The organism is Aureliella helgolandensis, from assembly GCF_007752135.1.
Classification (GTDB): Bacteria; Planctomycetota; Planctomycetia; order Pirellulales; family Pirellulaceae; genus Aureliella; species Aureliella helgolandensis.
Genome location: NZ_CP036298.1, coordinates 278,378 through 298,825 on the forward strand (window position 1 = coordinate 278,378; position 20,448 = coordinate 298,825).

A 20,448-nucleotide genomic window follows, 5' to 3' on the forward strand; every position below is an offset into this window, starting at 1 on the left:
GCGTTTTCCATATGACGGCTTCGGGACCACTTGTACATCGCCTCCATCGTATCAATCGCCAGAAAACAGACTTGCTGGGACAGTTGGCACGTGGTCCTAAGGTGGTGGGGGTTGTCCAGAACAAGTTGCGGTTAGCGGAGGCCTACGTCGAGCAGATTCGGGGTACGATCCAGCAGACGAAGATGGAAGCGGACAGCAAGCAGCTTCAGATGAAGGAGCGGGAGGGAAAGATTGTCAATTGGCAATCGCAGATGAACGCTTCCAAGGAAAATCGAGCGTACCAGACGCTAAAGGAGCAGATTGCCGCCGATACGCAGGCCAATGTCGTGCTTTCGGATGAAATTCTCGAAGCTTTGGAAGCGATCGACGAGCAGGAGCAGCTCTTGTCGGTGGCCCTGGACAAAGTCGAGGAGGTCAAGGGAGAGTTGGCCGAAGTGAGCCAGCGGATCGCTGACAAAAAAGTGGTTTTGGAAAGCGAATTGGCACGCGTGGGGACCGAATTGGAGGCTGCGGAGGCGGAGCTCAGTGGCGAATTTAAACGCGAATATCTCCGTTTGGTGGCTGCCAAGGGAGAAGACGCAATGGCCGAGTTGGAGGGGAAGTGCTGCGGCGGGTGCTACCAGAATTTGACCCCTCAAATCATGGAAAAATTGCTGGTGGGACAAACTGTCATGTGTCCGGCCTGCGGTCGCCTGCTGTACCAGGTTCGCTAGAGGACTCCCAAAGCGAGCCGTCCAAGCACCCCCTTCTGCTTGACAAACGCTGGGGAAACTCCAACGATATAGCTACAGACTAGTTTGAATTGGCCACGACCTCTTCCTCCAAGTCGCTGTTTGAGCGGCTTGTCGAGGGAGGGGTCGTGTTTTTTATGGTAATGCCTTCGTCCTGTAAGGAGTGATCGAATGTCGGAAATGGTTCCGATGACTCGCGAGAAGTATAACCAACTTCGGGCTGAAGTTGATCAGCTTGAGAATGTTGACATGCCGCTGGTTACCGAGAAGATTGCAGAGGCACGCGCCGAGGGGGACCTCAAAGAAAATGCGGAATACCATGCGCAGCGTGAAAATCAAGGGATGTTGCAGGCCAAGATCAATCAAAAGAAGATGATGATCTCCAATGCTTACATCATTGATCCAAGCAAACTTCCCAAGGATGAAGTCGGCCTATTGTCCACCGTCAAGGTCAAGGACCTCGACTACGACGACGAGGAGGAGTTTACCATGGTCGGGGCTGGTGACGAAGACTATGACAAGGGGAGGATTCTCTCGACGAGTCCCATTGGAGCCGCCTTGATGGGATGCAAGATCGGTGACAAAGTTGAAATTGACGTGCCCAAGGGCAAGCTCAAGTTTGAGATCCTCGCGATAGAGTATCGGTAATCCATGTCCGAAAACGAAGATGCGTCCGATGCGCCAACCACCGGTGTACCCGGCACCGAGGGCCAGCCCAAGGCACCGGTTAAACCCAACGCTGAAGAGCACCAAGAACCCTCCATAGGACCTGCCTGTCTGGTGGTGGTTATTTTGACGCTGGCGGTTTTTTGTAGCGTGTGTGCCTTCGGCAGCTGGTTCATGTTCAGCGATCAATACCCCTTGGCCGAACGAGGGGTCGACGAACAATTGATTCCTTGGGTAGAGACCAGCCAGTTGGCTGCAGAGGATAAGAACTCAATCGTCGATCAATTGCACGATATCGTAGCCATGCTGCATGACCGGAGCATTGATAAGCGGCAGTTATCGAGGTTGCGGAATTGCCTGCAAGATAACCCAATTCTATTATGGGGAGGGGTTCAGTCGATCGTGGCGCAGTCGAAGGATGTTGGTTTGACTGGGACTGAGGTCCAGGCTGTGGAGCGGATCAGTCAGCGTCTGATGCGGATGGGAGCCGAGCGAAAGCTGGGTAGAAACGATCTTGAATTCACGCTGCAGCACTGTTCAAAAGTCCGCGAGGACCAACTCAGTGTTGAGGTGCGTAGCAATTTGACCGCCGATGAAATTCGCGAATTTATGCGACGTGCTGAGCAGTTGGTTCAGGGGAGTGATGTTCCCAACGAGCCCTACGAATCGACAGCCGCGGAAGCATTCGCAAAGTTAGTGAAAATGGCACTTGATGTGGACAACGTCCCGGGTGAAATGGCGACGCCACCCGCCAGGAATTAAATTCTTGGGGTTGTCGACCGTCAAATATTGAATCCACGTTTCCATCCGGTTCGGAAGTTTGATATGGCATTTCTCACCGCGATAAGTGGTTCTGGTTTCGGCAAACGCTTCGAGGTGGACAAACGCGTGACGGTGATGGGGCGGCATCCCGATTGCGATGTTACCATCGATGTGGGGGCTGTTAGTCGGCAGCACGCGCGGTTGCATCGTCACGGCGGAGAGTACGAGATTGAAGACCTTCGCAGCCGCAATGGGACATTCCTCAATGGAAGGCTCATCTCGGGCCGCAGCCCGCTGCAGGATGGGGATCTCATCCGTATTTGTGATGTGGAGTATTCTTTCCACGCAGATCCGGTCAAGGGGCTGCTGACTGGCTCCTCGGTCATGTCTTCCGATGGTTCTTCATTTGGCGTCTTGTTGGTCGACGATCAGGGGCAAAAGGAGTCTTCGCGAGCCGTCAGTGGGAAGCTAAGCATTCGCGGCAGTCAGCATGGTACGCAGTTGACGACCGGCTCTGACGTGCGACTGCGGGCTGTCCTGGAAATTGCTTCGAACCTTGGCCGAGCGTTGAAGATCGAGGACGTGCTTCCGAAAGTGCTCGACGCGCTTTTTAGAATCTTTCTACAAGCCGATCGCGCGTTCATCGTCCTCAAGGAAAATGGCGAGCTCGTACCACGCTGGGTGAAGACGCGGCAGCCTGGCCAGGAAGAAACCTTTCGAATCAGTCGAACCGTTTTGCGCGAAGTGATGGAATCGAAGCAAGCGATCATTTCCTTGGACGCGACGAGCGACGAGCGATTTGAAATGGCGAACAGTATCTCCGATTTCCGAATTCGCTCGATGATTGTTGCCCCATTGCTCGATAGCGATGGAAATCCGCTGGGTGCTATTCAGATGGATACCCTGGATGCCAAGCGCCATTTCGAGCAAGGGGATTTGGAGGTGCTCGCTGGCGTGGCGACGCAAGCTGGCGTCGCGATCGAAAATGCACAGCTGCACGAACAGCTCGTTCATCAACAGCGAGTGTCCCAAGACTTGAACCTTGCGCGCCGAGTCCAGCAAGCATTCTTGCCTGAAAAGGAACCGCTCACCGAGGGGTACTCCTTTTTTCAATTCTACCGACCTGCTGAGCAGATTGGTGGGGACTACTACGACTACATTCCTCTGGCTGACGGCCGGCTTGCGATAGTTGCAGCGGATGTTTCAGGGCATGGTATCGCGGCCGCGATGCTCATGGCCAAGCTGTCGGCCGAGATGCGATTTCTGCTAGCCAGCCATTCAGATCCTGCGGTGGCCGTGACCTGCTTGAATCGCAATATGAATGAGCTGGGCGTAGGCATGTTCATCACTTTGTTATGCCTGGTCCTGGAGCCGGGGACCGGCCGGGTGGATATTGTAAACGCTGGGCACATGCGGCCGCTCTGGAAGCGAGCCGATGGTTCGCTGTTCGAGCCGGGAGATGAAGGAGTGGGCGTTCCCATTGGCGTGATTGAGGATTTTGAATACGAACTGGTGTCGATTCAACTGAATGCCAAAGAGGGGCTCGTGCTCTATACCGATGGGATTAACGAAGCGCCTTCCAAGTCGGGAGGTATGTTCGGTATTGAACGACTCAAAAAGCTGGTAACCGCCAGCGCGGGGGACATGCAGAAGTTGGGGAAGAAGATTGTTGCCGATGTGCAGCGATTTACCGAGGGTACTGAGCAAGCTGATGATATGTGTGTCGTCATCCTCAGTCGCGCCTAACGAGTAGGGCCGCCTGCTACTGCCGATGCCTGGGCTCAACTCCGCATGTCTTGTAAATACCCATTTAACCTCTGAATTAATAGGAAAGCTTAAGATCTATGGCCGAGAAACACTGTCGCTTTGGAATCATGGGGACCGCTGGGATTGCACGCAAGAATTGGAAGGCAATTCGCCTCAGCGGCAACGCCCGCGTCGCGGCGGTTGCAAGCCGTAGTGAAGCTTCGGCACAGAAGTTTATAGACGAATGCACCGCCCAAGTACCGCAGGTCTCTACACCGGACGCTGTCGGTTCGTACGAAGCTCTGCTGGCAAGAGAGGACATCGATGCCGTCTACATTCCTCTCCCGACCGCGCTGCGGCACGAGTGGGTGATTCGCGCTGCGGAGGCAGGTAAGCATGTCTTGGGAGAAAAGCCAGCTGCACTTAACGCGCAGCAAGTGGCTGGAATGCTCGAAGCGTGCAAAAAGAACAATGTGCAGTACATGGACGGTGTCATGTTCATGCACAGCCAGCGGTTGCCTCTCGTGGGGGAGTTGCTGAAATGCGATGAGCGTATCGGTCAGCTTCGGCGAATGGCCGCGCAGTTTTCCTTTGCAGGCGATGCGACTTTCTTGAAGAAGAACATTCGAGTGCATAGCGAGCTCGAGCCGTACGGTTGCCTAGGCGATCTCGGATGGTATTGCGTGCGATATTTTCTGTGCAGCCTCAATGGTGAGATGCCCACGCATGTGCAGGCACGTCAATTAACCCGCCTGCAAGGCACTGGCAGCCCCGGAACCGTGCCTGGAGAGTTTTCTGCGGAGTTGTATTTTGCAAGTGGTGTGACCGCCAGTTTCTACTGCTCTTTCCTAACCGAGAATCAGCAATGGTTCCATGCCAGTGGATCGAAGGGGAATCTGCGGGTCAACGATTTCGTGCTGCCCTATCACGGATCGGAAGTCGATGTGCTGACGGCTCAGGATCGATTCGAAATTGACAATTGCGAATTTCACATGGAACCGCATTCGCAGCGTCACGCTGTCCGCGAATACGATGCTGGTCAAGCAACTGCACAAGAGGTGCGCATGATCCGCAAATTTGCGGATCTCGCCCTGTCGGGTAAGAGCGATGCCAGTTGGCCCGCCTGGACGCTAAAGACCCAGCAGGTGCTCGATGCATGCTTCGAGTCGTCGAATCAGGATGGCGCCAAGATTTCCATGACACCCTAAAACCCTTTGTGCCCTTTAAGCAATTTGACTCTAGAATGAAATGCACCATGGAAGTTCAATCGGCCACACAACTGACTGCCAAAAAATGCCTTCCCTGCGAAGGTGGGGTGGAGGCTTGTTCGCTCGATTTTTCCAGCCAGCAGCTCAACGCACTACCGGAGTGGCAGCTGTCGGAGGATGGCAAGTCGATCGCGCGCGTTTGGAAGCTGAAGAACTTTGTGCAAGCGGTGGGGCTGATCAACACAATCGCCGAGGTTGCGGAAGTCGACCAGCACCATCCCAATTTGCACCTTACCGACTATCGCAAGGTGCGAGTTGAGTTGACGACTCATGCCATTGGTGGGTTGAGCGAAAATGACTTTATCCTGGCAGCCAAGATTGATTCTATCGCGAGAGTCGTCGGATTGTGAAACGCGTAGCGGTACTTGGCGGAGGGATCAGTGGCTTGGCGGCCGCGTGGCAGTTGCTGCAGGCAGAGCCACATCCCCACATAACTCTGTTCGAGTCGTCCGGGCGAGTTGGTGGAGTGCTTGAGACGATTCAGGCAGGACCCTATCTGATCGAGAAGGGGGCAGACAACTTTGCAACCCTCGTCCCCGATGCCTTGGATTGGTCGCGAGCGTGTGGGCTAGAGGAGCAGTTGATTCAGCCGGCGAAGTCGAATCGTAAAGCATTCGTGCTGAACCGTGGCCGGTTACTGCCGATTCCCGCAGGGTTTAGCTTGATGCAACCCACTCGCATCAGTTCCATTTTGCAGACGAAGACACTTTCCTGGGCAGGCAAGTTGCGTCTGGCCAAAGAGTATTGGATTCCGGCCCGAGATACCATTGCGGATGAGTCTCTGGAATCGTTTGTGGTGCGACGTTTGGGACGCGAGGTTTTCGAACGCTTGGTTGAGCCGATCGTCAGTGGTATTTTTACCGCGGATCCCAGCACGCTGAGCATGCAAGCGACCATGCCACAGTTTGTAAAAATGGAGCAGGAGCATGGCGGTTTGATTCGCGGGCATCTCGCCGCGAGGCAGAAGGATGCACTGGCTGCCGCCCGCAAGGCAAGCGGAGCTCGCTACGATCAATTCACTGCTCCAAAGTCTGGGATGAGCGATTGGGTGGCCGCACTTGCGGCACAGCTACCTAGCGATTGCATTCAATTGAATCAACGCGTTACAGAGCTGCGACCGGCGGGCAAGGATTCCTCGCGATGGGTGGTAACCACCGAGCGGGAGTCTCTGGAGTTTGATGCGGTGATTGGTGCGATTCCCGCCGCGCCTGCCGCCGAATTGCTCAGGGCGACCCTGCCAGCTGGCGCCGAGTTGCTCGACCAAGTGCCCTATGCGTCGAGCGTGGTAGCCGCTTTGGTTGTCAACCGCGCAGATATCACCCGGCGGATGGACGGCTTTGGGATGATTGTGCCGAGCCGTGAAGGACGCGTCACGTTAGCGATTAGCTACAGCAGCGAAAAATATGCAGGTCGGACGCCCAAAGATGAGATATTGTTGCGAGTCTTTATGGGGGGAGCTCTGCATCCGCAGATGATCGAAAAATCCGATGCCGAATTGGAGAAGATTGCGGCAACCGAGTTGCGTGAGATCCTTGGCTGGACTGGGCGGCTCCCCAATTGGCAAGCTATTATTCGCTGGAATAAGGCTATGCCACAGTATTTAGTGGGGCATGTGGAACGCATGCAGCAGTTGAATCAAGTCTTGGAGTCCTACCCAACGCTTCGGTTGTGCGGTGCCGCCTATCAGGGAGTTGGCATTCCTCAGTGTGTTCGAGGTGGCCAGCAGGCAGCACGAGAGGTCTTGGCCAGCCTGGCTGAAGACAAGTAGGCGAGGTTGCGAGGAGCTCCGTGGAGTCGTGGCGCTCGGCCTCATTTCTAAGCCTCCCCGGAGTATGTGTGTGTGTCTGGGAGGATTGGCCAGCTTACGCCCCGATTCGCTTACTGGAGGCACGCCCGAGTCACCGCCTGCGCGATGGCTTCACACCACCGCATTTGGCTCTGTTCCGAAAATTTGGCAAAGCGATTGTTAAGTTCGATTTCAAGGCCTGCGTAGTGGGAGTTGGGAAATCGCGTTCTGAGAAATGTGGTAAACCCATCGTCGGTCCCAAGGTAGGGCTCGTTGTATCGAGCATCCAGCTCGGCTGTCTTGAGGTGGGCCACAATCTGCTCGCTAACGGTGACTTCCCAGGAACGCGCGGGATCGAATAGGACGCCAATGTCCAACGTCCGTCGGCTGCCTCGAAAACGCGGCGTAAAGGAATGAATTGATAGGTGGAGCACGGTCTGGCCGGCATTCACCTGTTGAGCAATCCGCTCTTGAACGCGATTGCGATAGGAATGGTAGTATCGATCGCAGATGCGGCTGCGGGTGACGCTATCAAGCGGTCCTAGGAACTTCGAGAAGAGCTGCGGTGAATCGAGTGAACGGTTCAGTTCGACGACGAGCCGCGAAGTCGTGCTGTATTCCAACGGAGCGGCGAGCAAGTCCGCGAGTCTCTGGGCGGCTAGCAATGCACCTGGATCGTATCCACGGTGGCTGTGCAGGTGTTGCTGAGCTTCTCCCCGCTGGAAGCAATCCGCCAGCTCTGCAGGGACGGTGTTCCCGCCGTGCTCGCATGTGAGGATGATATGGGGAGGAGTTGCTTGCATGTTCGCTCAGCCGGACGGAAGGCTCACAGTGACTGGAACGGTACCCAGCGATGGAGGCAATCGGCAAGGTCGCGATAGACGTCTGCGAGCCTTTCACGCGAAAACTGGGGACCCAGGGCATGGGTGATGCGAGTCGCCAGCGTGCCGCTCTCCAGGATGATTTGAATCGGAGCAAACAGGTTATCCAGTGTGGCATCCTCGCGGCGAAGTTCACCAAGCAGGGTACTCCACAGTTGGCCAGCGGTAATGCTTGATTTGCGAATGCCAAAATGTTGCAGGTAGCCTGCGTCTTCGATGGTTGCGTTCTCCGCGTGGGCGGTTGTCTGATCGAGGATGCTTCTGAGGTCGGCTGTTGAAATCGATTGCTGTTTTTCGAGTGGCAGCCATCTTTGATCGCACAATGCTCGCACGAGCGAGGTGACGGCGGCACAGATCGATACGTCTGCCGCTGGATACTCCTGGACATCCATCACACGCAGTTCGATGGAACCTCGGTCGAATCTTGCAATGGCGCCACGCGCGTTGAGGAACTCGACCTCCATCTGTCCTTGGGGATCTAGTTTGCCGATGTCGTTGGCAATTGGGGTAAATATCTCACGGCGGTAGGCCGCTTCGTCGAAGATCGGTTCGGGGATGAGATTGCCGGTCAGGGAGGGAACGGCTCGGCAATGATCTGCATAGAGATTCATGCGCGTATCGAGCAATCCGGTGTACTTGCCATCGAGTACCGGGGAGCTCGCAGCCAAAGCGGGCAGTAGCGGCAGGACGAGGCGTACCGCCGCATGCAACTTTGCAAATTCGGCTGCGTGTTTAAAGGGCAGGTTGAGATGCACGCTCTGGACGTTGGACCAGCCGTGAGTGCGGCAATTGAAGATGCGATCGTAGGTTTCGTAGATCTCGTGGTACTCATGCGGCCAAAGTCGAGTCTCCGTGGTCGCATTCATCCAGGGGTGTACCGCCGAGGGGAGTAGGCAGAGGCCCATGCCATCTAGGATAGGGCTGATTTCGCTAATGGCGGTTTCAAACATGGAGGGAAGTCGTCGCAAACGCCGTTTGGGCTTGGTCGTTTTGAGTTCGATGACGTGCAGGGCGAGTTCATTGGACCAGGAAATGGGGCCAATTTCGACATCGCAGGTCGTGTGACCGGCCATCGCAGCTAACACTTTGTCGGCGACGGGACGCACCTCCAACGTCTCTCGGTCGACCAGCATGTACTCCATTTCGATACCGAACGCTTCGAACAAACCCAAGCTTACTGTCGACATGTCAGACTCTCGTACTGAATATTGAGCGCTGCCCAGTGGCGGGCAGGAATGAATGAATTGTGTGAGATCGATCCCGATTCGCTGCACTGCTGAGGCAGTTGCAGGATAACAAGCTTCCTAGGGCGAGAATCGCACTTCGCCACACGCCACAGCGAGCTATTTGCCGCTGAGTGCTTTACGGCGTTCGATTCGACGTACGAAGGATTCCATCAATCGACGGTAGAGTTCGTCGCGCAATACGAGGTCTTCGACGCCAGAGTCCAGGTTGGGATTGTCGTTGACTTCGATGATGAAGAAGTTCCCGTCCGCTTCCTTGACATCGACACCGTAGAGACCATCTCCGATCAAATTGGCCGCTTTGAGGGCGACCGAGACTGCCTTGCGCGGAGCAAGCTCTACAGGCAGTGTATCGAATTTTCCAAATTCGGGCTTCTCACTTGCCGCATGCTTTGCGATTTGCCAGTGGCCACGGGCCATATGGTATTTGCAGGCAAAGATCGGGCGCTGGTCCAAAATACCGATTCGCCAGTCGAAATCGGTTCGCATGTATTCCTGGGCAATTACCAACTCGGAATCCACGAAGAATTCAGCCAAGCGTGCTTGCAGCTCCTGGGCGTCGTTGGCTTTCACCACTCCCTGGCTGAACGCGCTGTCGGGGCGTTTGAGGACGCAGGGGAAGGAGAGGTGTTCCGCCACCGAATCCGCGTTGCGGCGGTGCACGACGATTGTTTTGGGAGTTGGGATCTTAGCCCGGTTCAGCAACTCCGCTAAGTATACTTTGTTGGTACAGCGCAGGATGGAAAGGGGGTCGTCAATCACCACTTGACCGGCCGCTTCGGCTCGCCGGGCGAGTTGGTAGGTATGGTGGCTGACCGCGGTCGTCTCGCGGATAAAGAGGGCATCGAACTCAAGCAACCGCCCGGCGTCCTCGCGGGTGATCAACTCTGCGGCGATACCCAAGCTAGCGGCCGCTTTAATCATCCGTTTGAGAGCCGGCGGATCGGAGGGAGAGAGTTGTCCTTCCGCTGGATTGTGGAGTATCGCCAGGTCGTAGCGCGAGGCGTGCCGCTTGGGACGGCGAGAAAAGCCACGTGCAAAGTGCCGCTGCGCGGCGCTAGCCACGAACTCTCGATGACTCTTGGGGATATCGTTGAGGGCGATGGCCGAAGCGCGTCGCAACCGCCACTTGCCACGCCGTGAGAACTTAAACCTCAACAACGGTGCTTGGAACAGTCCGTACAGCTCCCTGGCGAGCCGATCGTACTTGCGCGCTAGGTTCTCGCCAAAATAGACGCTGAGCGTGAACTCATCGGCGGTCAAGCTTTGGAGCGATTTTTGGATGACCTCTTCTAGTGAAGAGGGGATCAGCCGCACTGCCGCCACTCCATGCAAGTCTTGCATGGTCATAACATCTGGAATGGGACGTTGCCCACGAGCTTCTGCCAGTAGCGAAACGTAATACCCCATGCTTTGGTAGGCATAGGATCTACAGAGGTTGTAGATCTTGGTTCCTCGCCGAAAGTCCCAGTCTGGATTGGTTAGATAGTCACTGGGGTCAATGGTCTGAACGCCCTCAAAACCGCCAAGCCAGTCATCGCTGGATTCGGCAACGAGAACGACATTCATTTAGTGGCTCGCTTCACGCATGGAACGTGGTGTTAGTGTGAGGAGGTTCGCATCGTAGGTAACGATGCCCAAAAGAATGGCTGCCGTGACTCGCGAGCGAGCAGCGACATATTGATTGCTGGGGGCGATGGGATTGGGGTGCAATGGATCTGCAATCTGCACATTGCCGCTGTGCGGATCGTAGCCATGCAGCACGACAAAATGGCCGGTGGGGTCACCGCCAATATCGTCAGGGACGCAGGTTTTTCCCTGGGCATCGGCCGGTTGCCAACGCTCCCTGCGCTCCTGGTAGAGGTACGTCGCGCTGACGCCGCAGAGCATTGGTTTTCCATCGGATAATGTCGACACGATCAACTCTTCGTTGATCGGCCGCATCTCGATGCGTCCGCCCAACGTTAAGAATTTTAAATAGGATTCGGTGGCTGTCTGCAATCGATGTTGGTCGGTATCGGGGCGGGTGCGTTTGACAGCATACTGCTGCTTGAGCTTATCGGCTAGCCAGTTGGCGTCTGGGCCGGCCGGCTCTCGAAACCACGACGGGTCAAAGACCTGCAGGTTATGCGTCGTGATGACCGCGTCGTAGCCACGCTGTAACGCGTGGCATCCGAGCTGAACCGCAAGCGTGCCACCGCTGGACAGTTCCCCAATTTCGATGATCAATTGGTTCAAATCGACCGGATCATTCCAGTACTGGTAAACCGCCGCCAAGCAGGTGGGGCCGCAACTGGAGTCATTCGGTTGGGACTGAATTTGAACTTGAAGGGCATGTTTCATGCGTGAGCTTGTCATCGTCAAAAGTCGCTATCTCGATCGCGATTCTCGCCTCGTGGGCGATGCGACTTGGTTTCAGGTGGAACGGTAACGATGACGGCGTCACCACGACGGTCGGTGATTTCGCAGTCTTCGGGAAGTTGCAAGTCGTCGATCGTGAGTTCGCCACCATCAACGATGTCGTCGGCGACCAATTCGAGTCGATCGGGGAAGTGATGCTCGGGCCCTTCCAGGCGAACTCGCTTGATCGCTTGGTTGATCTTTTTGGGCCGCCGTACAGAATCACTGTAAACGAGCTTGATGTTGACATCGTGAACGATCCATTCCGAACCACTCATGATTACTTTCTACCTGTTGATTGGAGAAGCTCAAGTCTTATTCTCTGCCATTCGCCTTGGCACGTATTCGAAGGAGCGAAGGTAGGATTGGCACGTCCAGTGTAGCAGTCGCCGGGCGGATCCCCAGCACGCGAACTGCCAGCGTCCGAATTGGAACCGGTTTCAGATCAGCCCGCAAGAGGAGGATCAGCGCTACGGCGCGGCCGCAACTTGAGAGCCCGAACAGCACTAAGTATGCGTTGAGGGTGCAGCCTAGGGAATTCAAGAGCACGGCTCCCAGAGTCGCCCCCGCAAACATCGCTAGTGTATTAGCGAAGTTATACAACGTCAGCAGCTTGGTGCGCTGGTTGGCTGGCAGGGTTTCAAAGAACAGTAGGAAAAATCCGAGTTCATAGGCGGCCCAGGCAATCCCGCTGAAAAATTGAGCGATCATCAACCACCAAATGTTGGCGGACACCGTCCACATGGCGGAAAGGGGGACGAGGCCAATGGCTCCGATCCACAGAAGTGTCGAAGCTCCAAAGTGACTGGCAATCCGCGTCCACATCGCCAGTGCTAAAACACGCGACAGGAATGCAACCGCTACTAAAAATACGAATTGATAGTAGTCCATCCCCAATTGCTTCAGCATGTAGGGTGCAAAAAACGGGCCGCTCACCTGAACGCAAGCCTGCACGGCGACTAGATACACGAGCAACCGTTTGCCTGACTTCGAGATCCCCTGCGTGCTGCTGGTGGCACCGCTTGCGGCGGCGGAGGTGGTGAGGCGACGAGAATCTCCGGTTGACGATTGGCGGGAGGTTAACCTTGGATTGGTGCGGTGTAGCGCTAGGCATGCCGCCGAAATTGAACGGAAGATTGCAGCCAATAGGAAGATGGAAGCAAAGCCAGTCAGCAACCAACCCTGGTTTTGGGCCGTTTGCAGCAGGGCCCCGCCTCCAACAAAGGCGATGAGGGTTGCAAGTTGTTGCAGCCGAGTTCGATTGGAGAAGTAGCCAGCTCGAATCTGAGATGGAACGACCGTTTCCATCCACGTGTTCCAAGCAGGGCCCGAAGCCAATCCCGCCCCCCAGTAGATTGATGCAACGAGCAGCAGTCCAGGCAACCCGATAAAGCCGCTCAGGGCGGCGATTACCAGCGGTAGGAAGGCTAATGCTTGAATCGACGCGCACAGGACTACCCAACGCTGCTCAGTCCCCAGCCATCGCATGGCCCGCAGCGAGACCAACTGCATGCCACCGCCAGCCACCACCGGTAGACTGGCCACCAGTCCAGCAGAGGTTTCGCCCAACCCGAGCGCTAGGGCAAACGCCGGAAGATACGATTCACCGAGTCCGACCATGGCTCCAAAATTGGCGCCGTCTCCCATGCTTTGTTTCAGATTCTGCCGCGTCGTTTGCGGGATCGAACCCAGCCGTCTGGCAGGAACGCTCGGTTCACGAGCTTGCAGTGTGTCGCCCAAGGAGTCGTTCTCGCTCTGCATAAACGGCTTGGCAAAGGAATCTTGGTTGGCCGATGAGTTCACGACCACCGAGCTGCGTGCAGGGGGACGCAAGGTGGTGGCGCGGGCTTCAAACGCATTGGGCATATCTGGCTTCGTGGCAGTTACGTTGCCGGCGTTGATAGATTTCTGGGAACTGGGAACTGGGGCCGCACGGCGAGCTGCGACTGGACCTCTTGGAGCTGGCTGTGTGCCGTTACTCAGGAGGAGGGAGCTTGCACAAGTGGCAGAGTAGTCGCAGCATGGCTTCAATACTACTGATCTCGGCGGTCTCATTCGCGGTATGGTAGGACGAAGTTGGGAGCTGCAGCGTTGTGCCTCGGACCGTTCCCCGGGTGGCGGTGAGAACCCGTCCCAGCTCTGTCCTACCAAGTGAGAGCTGCTTCTCACGGTTCTGGTTCAGACTTTCGACATATTGGTCCTTAAAGCGGTACGAGATTCCCAGACTTTCACAGCTTGTCCGCAATTCTTCAGTAACCTCGCGATCGAATTCCGAGTTCGCGTCCTTGTAGCGGAGGACCACTTCTTGCTCGGACAATTCCTCCAAGCTGCCGAAAGGGCTCGTGTCGAGTACGATCAGGCGGTTGGTTTGCGTGTCGTGTCGTTGAAACCACTCGGTGGCAAAACGCCAACTGCGCCCTGCCTCTTCGCCTGCGGTAAATAACGCAGTCCCCTGAAAGCCGAGGCGAATTAACTCGATGAGCATGGCCACGGAAATGACGTTGTCGAGCTGGGCTGAGACGCGTCCTCCATCGACTTTTAAGCGGTCCAGGAACGAAACTGGAGTTCCGGGCTGCAGGAATTCGAGTCCATCGATTTCGAAGATCAAATTGCGCCGACGCGGGCAGACGTACGATTCAGTAATCGTGCCTTGTCCCAGGTAGGAGCCCGTGTAGGGAGTATGCGCCTGAACGCGCTGCCCATGGAAGCGCCCCGCCACCAATTCCATGAACTGCTCGGAAACGGAGTCGCCGGTCAGCTCACTGCGATTGCCTGCAATGAAGGCTGCATACTGAAATTCATTGGGGCCGGTGCACAGCAAGCCGTGGCGATCGACGTGGGCCGACAGATAGAGGCTGTCGGGTTGTGAGCCCTGCGCCACGAGAAGACCTTGGTAGCGTCGCACCGTCACTTGGCATTCTTCCAGCTCTCGTCGAAGTATGCGGAAGAACGCGTCTTCCACACCCACCACGGATGGCTCTCGCACCAGAACTCGCAGCAGATGCAGCAGCTCGTTGACGTTGGCGGAAGTGGCAGGCAGTGGAGGTTGGGTTGTTGGCATGGTTCAAGCTGCACTGTTCAGGCAGCCCGCAAAACGTCAAGTTGGTGATACAGCCTGAAGCATAGCTTTCTGGCGGAATAGGAACAGAGCAACTTTTCACGGTAAAGAACCGGTTGGCCAACTATTTGCCAATACAGAAGCGGCCAAAGATCTCACCAAGAATGTCTTCGTTATGAACTTCACCAATGACCGAAGAGAGGTCCTCAAGTGCAACTCGGAGCTCGGAGGCGACCAGCTCTTCCCCCTCCTGGGATGCGTTCAATTGCATCGCTGCGGCAATTGCTGCAATGGCTTGCTCGATTCCGCTGCGGCAGCGTAGCATAGCGCGGTGCATTGCGTCGGATTGTAGGTTGCTGGGCTTGCTAGCCAACGTTTGCCGGATGGAACGCACTAAATCTGCAATAGTGGCTGCGTCATGAACGCTAATCGCTTGATAAATGGGAGTCGCGTCCAGGTTCGATGGCGGACTCTGCGATTCTGAACTGCTTCCAGAGATTGCCGAAGCGGTAGTTGCGGGGGGAGCTTCAAGCTCGCCATTCGGCCGGTGCGTTGCACCGAGGATCGTTCGCAGGCGTGCCTCGCAGTTGCGATTTTCCGCAGCGTCCAACTTGGTTCCCACGACTACCATCGGAGTTCCCAACGCCCGCAATTTAGACCATTCGCCGACCAGCCAAGACTCGGAAAAATTTTCCGATAAATCGATGCAAAATAAAATGAGGTCGGCGGTGCTGAGTCGATCTTGGAGGACCCTTTGAGCCAGGGCTCGCGGTGTCGCCTCCTGCAGCTCTTCCATGCCAGCGGTGTCGATGAGCTCGACGGTCAACTCCTCAAACTCAATGCGCTGGCTAATGGCATCGCGCGTGGTACCCGCTTGGGCCGAGACAATCGCTCGATCCGAACCGACGAGGGCGTTGAACAGCGAGCTTTTGCCTGCATTGGGCAAGCCGACCAAGAGCAGTTGTGGGGTCCGGGAACGCGATCCTCGCGATTGCAATTGTTGGGCAATGCGATGCAGTTGCGTGTTGATCTCCCGCAGTTGGTTTTGCAGCTCATCGACGCTGATGAACTCAATATCCTCTTCCACGAAGTCCAAGCCGGCTTCTAGATGGGCGATAACCTCTAGCAATTGGTTGCGCAGTTGCCGGATGGGAGTGGAAAGATTGCCGCCAAGTTGCCCTAAGGCAACGGACAGTTGGTCGTCCGATTCTGCTTCGATGACCCCCAGGACAGCTTCGGCTTGGGTGAGATCAATTTTTCCAGCGAGAAAACTGCGGAGTGTGAACTCGCCGCGACTGGCTGGCAGGGCGCCCAACGAGGCAATCTGCTCGGTTAGCAGTTCGACTAAGGGGAGCGACCCGAGAAGGTGCAGCTCCGCACAGGGCTCCCCCGTGAAGCTCCGCGCATTGGGCCAGTAGTACACACGAGATTCAATGGTGCGACCCGCCAGACCAAGGTCGCAGTCGACGACTCCGGAGAGCGCTCGGTTACTGGCCAGCAGCGTCTGTTTGACAGCGGCTTGTTGAGAACAGGCAGGGATTAGCAAGCGCGCGAGTATGGCACCGGTTTCCTGTCCGCTGAGCCGCACGATTGCACGGCGGGCCGGGGCAATCGCACTACTGACCGCCACGATCGTGCGCTGTAAGTCAAGTTTCATGCGTGCCGTCCATTGCGAATCAGCCTAGCGGCTTTGCACCGGCGGGGAGCTGTTGCCACTTGAGCTGCCGCTACCCGAGCCGCCACTACCTGAGCCGTTGTAGGATCCAGAGCCACCCGAGGAGGAGCCTGGCGGGCCATTGCGGCCTGGTGGGCCTGCCGGTGCAAAGGCTTGAGCCATCGCTGTTAGCTGCTCAACGGCAGCATCGAATTCTGCCTGAGTCTCGGCGTGAGCGAGAGCACCCGTCACGGCAATGGCACCCGTCAGGCCGATCTTGAAGGGAGCTAGCTGGGATGCGTCGGCGTTCGCTAGCCACTCCTGGGCGGCATCGAGCTGTTGGCGCGCTTCGTTCATCTCCTTGGGGTAGATCCAGAGGTTGCCTACCTTTTGCATCCTTTTCTTTTGGGGAGGAACGCCTGGAACGGTGACCTCGATTTCCGCGGAGTCGGCAGACTGACTGAGAATTTTGAACTCAGCCGCTAGCAGGGTTTGGGGGGCTGGAGCTTGTGGAGGAAGCATGGGCTGAATGGTCTCGTAAAGGGCCATACCATGCGGGACGGTTGCGGCGATGAAGTCGGCCAGCCAGGTTGGGAAGTTTCCCTTCTGGAAATTAGCGGCCTGCCACAGCGATTCCTTCGTAAACGAACCGCTGAATCCAGCGAGTTGAGGCCAAATTTGTTTCGCGATGCTGGTCACTTGAGGCTGGCTGGCCAGGGCTGGATTTTTTAGGAGGAAGTCTCGTTTTTCTTGGATGATCGTATTCACGTTTCCCAGTAGAGTTCTCCATTGGGCAATGGTCCCCGAACCGAGGAGCTCGGCACCTTGGCTGGCCAGTGCCTCGATATCCCCCTGCATTTTTGGGGGAAGGCCGTGCCACCCCACCATCATGTTCCCCGCTTGCACCTCACGCTGCATGACCTCCAAATATCGCTCAAGGGACATGTCCTTGGTGAATGGGGATCGCAGAATTTCGGCTGCATCCAAGATGAGAGTGGGCTCGGCGGCCACCACCTCGCTTTTGACCTCTGCTTTGAGCAGCGGTTTGGAAAACGCTTCCGGCTTGTCCAATTTAATGGCTTGCAGATGACTCTCGAGGCTCAGTTGCGCATAGGGAACCTCGGCCTCTTGGCCATTGGCCTTCAGTCTCAGCACCACGCCCTTGTCGGTTCGCCGTACGAACTCGGCCTCGATCTCCTTACCCGCCACGCTGGTCCATTTCGTCGCTGAACCCGCCTCTTGGCTCGTAGCTGTGCCTGGGAGGGATACCATTCCGACAGCAATGACGACGAGCAACCACGCGCAAACGGTGGAGAGCCCAAGGCAGGGCAAAACTGGAATTCTCAATCGTAACAGCACAAATAGGTCTCCAAACAACTAAGCAATAACCGCATTATCTTCAAATTGAGACGGTCGCCACCCTCTGCGAAGTAAATTACTTCGTTCCAAGTGAAGATAACTGGAGCATAGCCCCAACGCAAATCAAATGCCTTGAAACCAGAAGCGTGTCTGCCACCTTTTGGGCAGAATTGCCCTGTCGCGGCAGTCGCTCCGGCCTTGCTCACGCGGCGGGGGCGATGTCAAAGAGGGGTTAAGGTAGGGGGGATTGGGGAGCGGCGGCGTTGGACTGGGCCTCGAGGGCGTACCAGGCTAGGAGGCATTCGAGAGCTTGCTGGCTGCGAGAGCGTCGCACGGCGATTCTCATGCCCGTGGTGGTGCAATTGATGACTTTGGCACGCATTTCCTCCTCCGCTTCGCATTCGAGCTCTATCGTGGGGGGGATTTCGAAGGCTGGGCAAAAACCGATGACGATCGTTTCGCTCTGCTGTTGAGGCTCCAATTGAATCAGGATTTCCCCGCTCATGTAGCGTTGTCCTTCGGCCGTCAGTTGGTCCGTGCACTTGCGGGTGAATTGCTCGGGCGGTGCGATCTCATCGCTCGATTCCGCTGCGAACGCGGGGGGAGGTCCCGAGGGCTCCGCTGTAGCAGGGCTACCCGCAGGCTCCTCGCTCAGGGACTCCTGGTTGGTCTGGCTGGTCTCGTTGCTCTGGAGAGGGGTGTCAGGTAGGGTGCGTTCCGCAGGGTCTTGGGCGAGCCAGCGGTAGAGGGATGCTCTTATTGCATGCAGGCTCGCGGTGATCCACGGTAGGCGGTTGCGGGGTAAGGCTTGGTAGAAAACTAGCTCGCTGCCCAGGGCTAGGCTGAGGAGCACAAGGGCGGATCCGGCGGATTCACAGCGCATCACCAGAGCACCCAGCCAATTGATCAGGCCCACGGTCGACATCCACCAGGCGGCGTGAAGGCTCGTTGGAGTCTCGGCATCACCGGCACTGGCTGGCGTTAGCAGCGGCCAGCGCAGGAGGGTTGTTAGGGCTAAGACCAGGATGGCTAGCAATGTTAGGGAGCTCGGGTTGGCTGGGGCTGCAACGGAGGTGATGGTCGAGCACCAAGCGAGGATGCCGGACAGGCACCAGAAAGCAAGAATAGCCAGCCAAGCAAAGTGGTCTTTGGGATGAGGCATGATCTTGGGTCCGGTGGATGTCAGGGGTGGGACAGCCATACCTGGCCATAGGTATGCCTGGCGGATTCTAGCAAGCTGCTGGCAGCGTGGCGGGCCGTGGTTCAAGCTGCATTTTCAGTCTCACCGCGATAGCGGCGCCTTGAAAAATCGCCCATGGCGGCAACCACCCTTTCTACCGCGCCGAGCTGCAATATATCGAGCTGCAATTTATCGAGCTGCAATTTATCGAGTTGCAATTTGCTGAGCGGCGATGTGGCCACAAAAAAACCTGCTCCAAAGCACGATGGCTCTGGGCAGGTGGTAGTTTAGCAGGAGTGCGGGCTTTGAGTGCTTTGGTTGGCCTAAGCGAGGGCCTTTTTCAGCTCAGCAGCTTTATCGGTATTTTCCCAGGTAAACTCAGGCTCTGAACGACCAAAGTGGCCGCCTGCGGAAGTTTGGCGGTAGATTGGGCGTCGCAATTGGAGGTAGTCGATGATTCCACCGGGAGTCAGTGGGAATAGTTTGACGACCGCATCGCAGATCTTGCTATCTTCCACTTTGCCCGAACCTTGGGTGTCGACGTAGACGCTGACCGGCTGGGTCACGCCAATTGCATAGGCAAGCTGCACTTCGCAGCGATCTGCTAGGCCGGCTGCCACGATGCACTTAGCAACGTGTCGAGCCATGTAGGCTGCACTGCGGTCAACCTTGGTGGGATCCTTGCCGCTGAAAGCTCCGCCGCCGTGGCGTCCCCAGCCACCGTAAGTGTCGACGATGATCTTCCGGCCTGTTAGACCGCAATCTCCGTGCGGGCCACCCACGACGAACTTGCCTGTTGGATTGATGTGGTATTTGATGTCGCCCTTCACCAATTCGGCGGGGAGGCAACCTTTGATCACGTTCTCAATGACGAATTTCTTAATCGTTTCTTGATCGACATCAGGGCCGTGTTGGGTGGAAACGACGATGGTATCGATTCGCACCGGTTTGTGCCCGTCATACTCGACGGTGACTTGGCTCTTGCTATCGGGCCGCAGCCAGTCGACTTCACCCGTCCGGCGAGCTTCCGTCAAGCGGTTGGTGATGCGATGGGCCAGCGCGATGGGCAGCGGCATGAGCTCGGGAGTGTCGTTGCAAGCGAATCCGAACATCAGCCCTTGGTCGCCAGCTCCAATCTCCTTGCCAGCAGTAGAGTCCTCGTTGACGCCTTGAGCGATGTCCGCACTCTGTTCGTCGAGGGCAACCATGACGTTGCAGGTGTCCGCGCACAGTCCCATCATGTCGTCGGTGTAGCCGACTTCGCGAATGACCTCACGGATGACCTTTGCGTAATTGACATTGGCGGATGTTGAAATCTCACCGGCAATCATCGCCAAACCGGTTGTAACCAGCGTTTCGCAAGCCACACGGCTATTTGGATCTTGTGCGAAAATCGCGTCCAGGACTCCGTCCGAAATACGGTCGGCCAGCTTATCTGGATGGCCCATGCTGACAGATTCACTGGTGAAGAGATGTTTACCCGATGCCACTAAAATGACCCTCCAAATGTGGGGTGCCTGGCCGGGGGGTTCGGTCTGAACGCTGACCCGGAAGACTTTGAACTGTTGTCGTAATCGATACGAAGCCGCACAGTATAGTTACCCTTGTCACAATTGGCACTACACCTACCCCGGGGATTCTCAATCGGAAATGCTTGCTAGAATTGCCTGCGGTCGGACCTGCAGAAGCCAGGGGGAGCCGTGTGCCCTGCCC

Annotated in this window: 19 protein-coding genes; 7 read left to right on the forward strand and 12 right to left on the reverse strand. The window is 56.4% G+C overall.

Annotation, left to right across the window (positions count from 1 at the left end):
- Positions 1-11 precede the first annotated feature (11 nt).
- The 7 genes from Q31a_RS01030 (at position 12) to hemG (ending at position 6,941) form a co-directional block, all read left to right on the forward strand.
- A complete protein-coding gene (locus tag Q31a_RS01030) occupies positions 12-713 on the forward strand; it encodes a zinc ribbon domain-containing protein (protein WP_145072714.1) in 702 nt (233 codons plus the stop codon).
- Between the two features lie 189 nt (positions 714-902).
- Entirely contained in the window at positions 903-1,379 is a 477-nt protein-coding gene (gene greA / locus Q31a_RS01035) for a transcription elongation factor GreA (protein ID WP_145072716.1), read from the forward strand.
- 3 nt (positions 1,380-1,382) lie between these two features.
- Entirely contained in the window at positions 1,383-2,159 is a 777-nt protein-coding gene (locus tag Q31a_RS01040; RefSeq protein WP_145072718.1) for a hypothetical protein, read from the forward strand.
- Positions 2,160-2,222: 63 nt separating this feature from the next.
- A complete protein-coding gene (locus Q31a_RS01045) occupies positions 2,223-3,905 on the forward strand; it encodes a SpoIIE family protein phosphatase (protein WP_145072720.1) in 1,683 nt (560 codons plus the stop codon).
- A gap of 98 nt (positions 3,906-4,003) precedes the next feature.
- Positions 4,004-5,113, forward strand: a complete 1,110-nt coding sequence (locus tag Q31a_RS01050; protein WP_145072722.1) for a Gfo/Idh/MocA family protein — start codon at positions 4,004-4,006, stop codon at positions 5,111-5,113.
- A gap of 47 nt (positions 5,114-5,160) precedes the next feature.
- Complete coding sequence (locus tag Q31a_RS01055; RefSeq protein WP_145072724.1) at positions 5,161-5,523, forward strand: 4a-hydroxytetrahydrobiopterin dehydratase; 363 nt, start codon at positions 5,161-5,163, stop codon at positions 5,521-5,523.
- Positions 5,520-6,941, forward strand: a complete 1,422-nt coding sequence (gene hemG / locus Q31a_RS01060) for a protoporphyrinogen oxidase (RefSeq protein ID WP_197355995.1) — start codon at positions 5,520-5,522, stop codon at positions 6,939-6,941. Before Q31a_RS01055 ends, hemG begins: the two co-directional genes overlap by 4 nt.
- 110 nt (positions 6,942-7,051) lie before the next feature.
- On the opposite strand, the gene Q31a_RS01065 is transcribed toward hemG, so the two are convergent.
- The 12 genes from Q31a_RS01065 to metK form a co-directional block, all read right to left on the reverse strand.
- Complete coding sequence (locus Q31a_RS01065; RefSeq protein WP_145072728.1) at positions 7,052-7,762, reverse strand: N-formylglutamate amidohydrolase; 711 nt, start codon at positions 7,760-7,762, stop codon at positions 7,052-7,054.
- 23 nt (positions 7,763-7,785) lie between these two features.
- Positions 7,786-9,027: a glutamate-cysteine ligase family protein gene (locus Q31a_RS01070; protein ID WP_145072730.1), complete on the reverse strand. Its 1,242-nt coding sequence runs from the start codon at positions 9,025-9,027 to the stop codon at positions 7,786-7,788.
- A gap of 156 nt (positions 9,028-9,183) precedes the next feature.
- The gene (locus Q31a_RS01075; RefSeq protein WP_145072732.1) at positions 9,184-10,653 is read right to left on the reverse strand and encodes a RimK family protein; all 1,470 of its coding nucleotides are present in this window, start codon (positions 10,651-10,653) and stop codon (positions 9,184-9,186) included.
- Positions 10,654-11,442, reverse strand: coding sequence for a cysteine peptidase family C39 domain-containing protein (locus Q31a_RS01080; protein ID WP_145072734.1), 789 nt, complete (start codon positions 11,440-11,442; stop codon positions 10,654-10,656).
- A gap of 2 nt (positions 11,443-11,444) precedes the next feature.
- Positions 11,445-11,762 carry a hypothetical protein gene (locus Q31a_RS01085; RefSeq protein WP_145072736.1) on the reverse strand — a complete coding sequence of 106 codons (318 nt, stop codon included), beginning with the start codon at positions 11,760-11,762 and terminating at the stop codon, positions 11,445-11,447.
- Positions 11,763-11,799: 37 nt separating this feature from the next.
- Positions 11,800-13,350 carry an MFS transporter gene (locus tag Q31a_RS01090; protein WP_231691017.1) on the reverse strand — a complete coding sequence of 517 codons (1,551 nt, stop codon included), beginning with the start codon at positions 13,348-13,350 and terminating at the stop codon, positions 11,800-11,802.
- A 109-nt stretch (positions 13,351-13,459) separates the two neighbouring features.
- Positions 13,460-14,545: a peptidase M42 gene (locus tag Q31a_RS01095; RefSeq protein WP_145072738.1), complete on the reverse strand. Its 1,086-nt coding sequence runs from the start codon at positions 14,543-14,545 to the stop codon at positions 13,460-13,462.
- Between the two features lie 121 nt (positions 14,546-14,666).
- Entirely contained in the window at positions 14,667-16,199 is a 1,533-nt protein-coding gene (locus Q31a_RS01100; protein WP_145072740.1) for a tRNA modification GTPase, read from the reverse strand.
- 24 nt (positions 16,200-16,223) lie between these two features.
- The gene (locus Q31a_RS01105; RefSeq protein WP_145072742.1) at positions 16,224-17,468 is read right to left on the reverse strand and encodes a hypothetical protein; all 1,245 of its coding nucleotides are present in this window, start codon (positions 17,466-17,468) and stop codon (positions 16,224-16,226) included.
- Positions 17,469-17,787: 319 nt separating this feature from the next.
- Positions 17,788-18,717 carry a hypothetical protein gene (locus Q31a_RS01110; RefSeq protein WP_145072743.1) on the reverse strand — a complete coding sequence of 310 codons (930 nt, stop codon included), beginning with the start codon at positions 18,715-18,717 and terminating at the stop codon, positions 17,788-17,790.
- A gap of 101 nt (positions 18,718-18,818) precedes the next feature.
- The gene (locus Q31a_RS29855; protein WP_197355997.1) at positions 18,819-18,977 is read right to left on the reverse strand and encodes a hypothetical protein; all 159 of its coding nucleotides are present in this window, start codon (positions 18,975-18,977) and stop codon (positions 18,819-18,821) included.
- Positions 18,978-19,058: 81 nt separating this feature from the next.
- Positions 19,059-20,225, reverse strand: a complete 1,167-nt coding sequence (gene metK, locus Q31a_RS01115) for a methionine adenosyltransferase (protein ID WP_197355999.1) — start codon at positions 20,223-20,225, stop codon at positions 19,059-19,061.
- Between the last annotated feature and the right edge of the window lie 223 nt (positions 20,226-20,448).

Coding starts and splice junctions, on each gene's coding strand:
- Q31a_RS01090 (WP_231691017.1), bottom strand. CDS start 13,350: ATGCCCAATGCGTTTGAAGCCCGCGCCACCACCTTGCGTCCCCCTGCA.
- greA (WP_145072716.1), top strand. CDS start 903: ATGTCGGAAATGGTTCCGATGACTCGCGAGAAGTATAACCAACTTCGG.
- Q31a_RS01080 (WP_145072734.1), bottom strand. CDS start 11,442: ATGACAAGCTCACGCATGAAACATGCCCTTCAAGTTCAAATTCAGTCC.
- Q31a_RS01050 (WP_145072722.1), top strand. CDS start 4,004: ATGGCCGAGAAACACTGTCGCTTTGGAATCATGGGGACCGCTGGGATT.
- Q31a_RS01030 (WP_145072714.1), top strand. CDS start 12: ATGACGGCTTCGGGACCACTTGTACATCGCCTCCATCGTATCAATCGC.
- Q31a_RS01065 (WP_145072728.1), bottom strand. CDS start 7,762: ATGCAAGCAACTCCTCCCCATATCATCCTCACATGCGAGCACGGCGGG.
- Q31a_RS01100 (WP_145072740.1), bottom strand. CDS start 16,199: ATGAAACTTGACTTACAGCGCACGATCGTGGCGGTCAGTAGTGCGATT.
- Q31a_RS01055 (WP_145072724.1), top strand. CDS start 5,161: ATGGAAGTTCAATCGGCCACACAACTGACTGCCAAAAAATGCCTTCCC.
- Q31a_RS01045 (WP_145072720.1), top strand. CDS start 2,223: ATGGCATTTCTCACCGCGATAAGTGGTTCTGGTTTCGGCAAACGCTTC.
- Q31a_RS01095 (WP_145072738.1), bottom strand. CDS start 14,545: ATGCCAACAACCCAACCTCCACTGCCTGCCACTTCCGCCAACGTCAAC.
- Q31a_RS01110 (WP_145072743.1), bottom strand. CDS start 18,717: ATGCCTCATCCCAAAGACCACTTTGCTTGGCTGGCTATTCTTGCTTTC.
- Q31a_RS01105 (WP_145072742.1), bottom strand. CDS start 17,468: ATGGTATCCCTCCCAGGCACAGCTACGAGCCAAGAGGCGGGTTCAGCG.
- Q31a_RS01070 (WP_145072730.1), bottom strand. CDS start 9,027: ATGTCGACAGTAAGCTTGGGTTTGTTCGAAGCGTTCGGTATCGAAATG.
- Q31a_RS01075 (WP_145072732.1), bottom strand. CDS start 10,653: ATGAATGTCGTTCTCGTTGCCGAATCCAGCGATGACTGGCTTGGCGGT.
- Q31a_RS01085 (WP_145072736.1), bottom strand. CDS start 11,762: ATGAGTGGTTCGGAATGGATCGTTCACGATGTCAACATCAAGCTCGTT.
- Q31a_RS01040 (WP_145072718.1), top strand. CDS start 1,383: ATGTCCGAAAACGAAGATGCGTCCGATGCGCCAACCACCGGTGTACCC.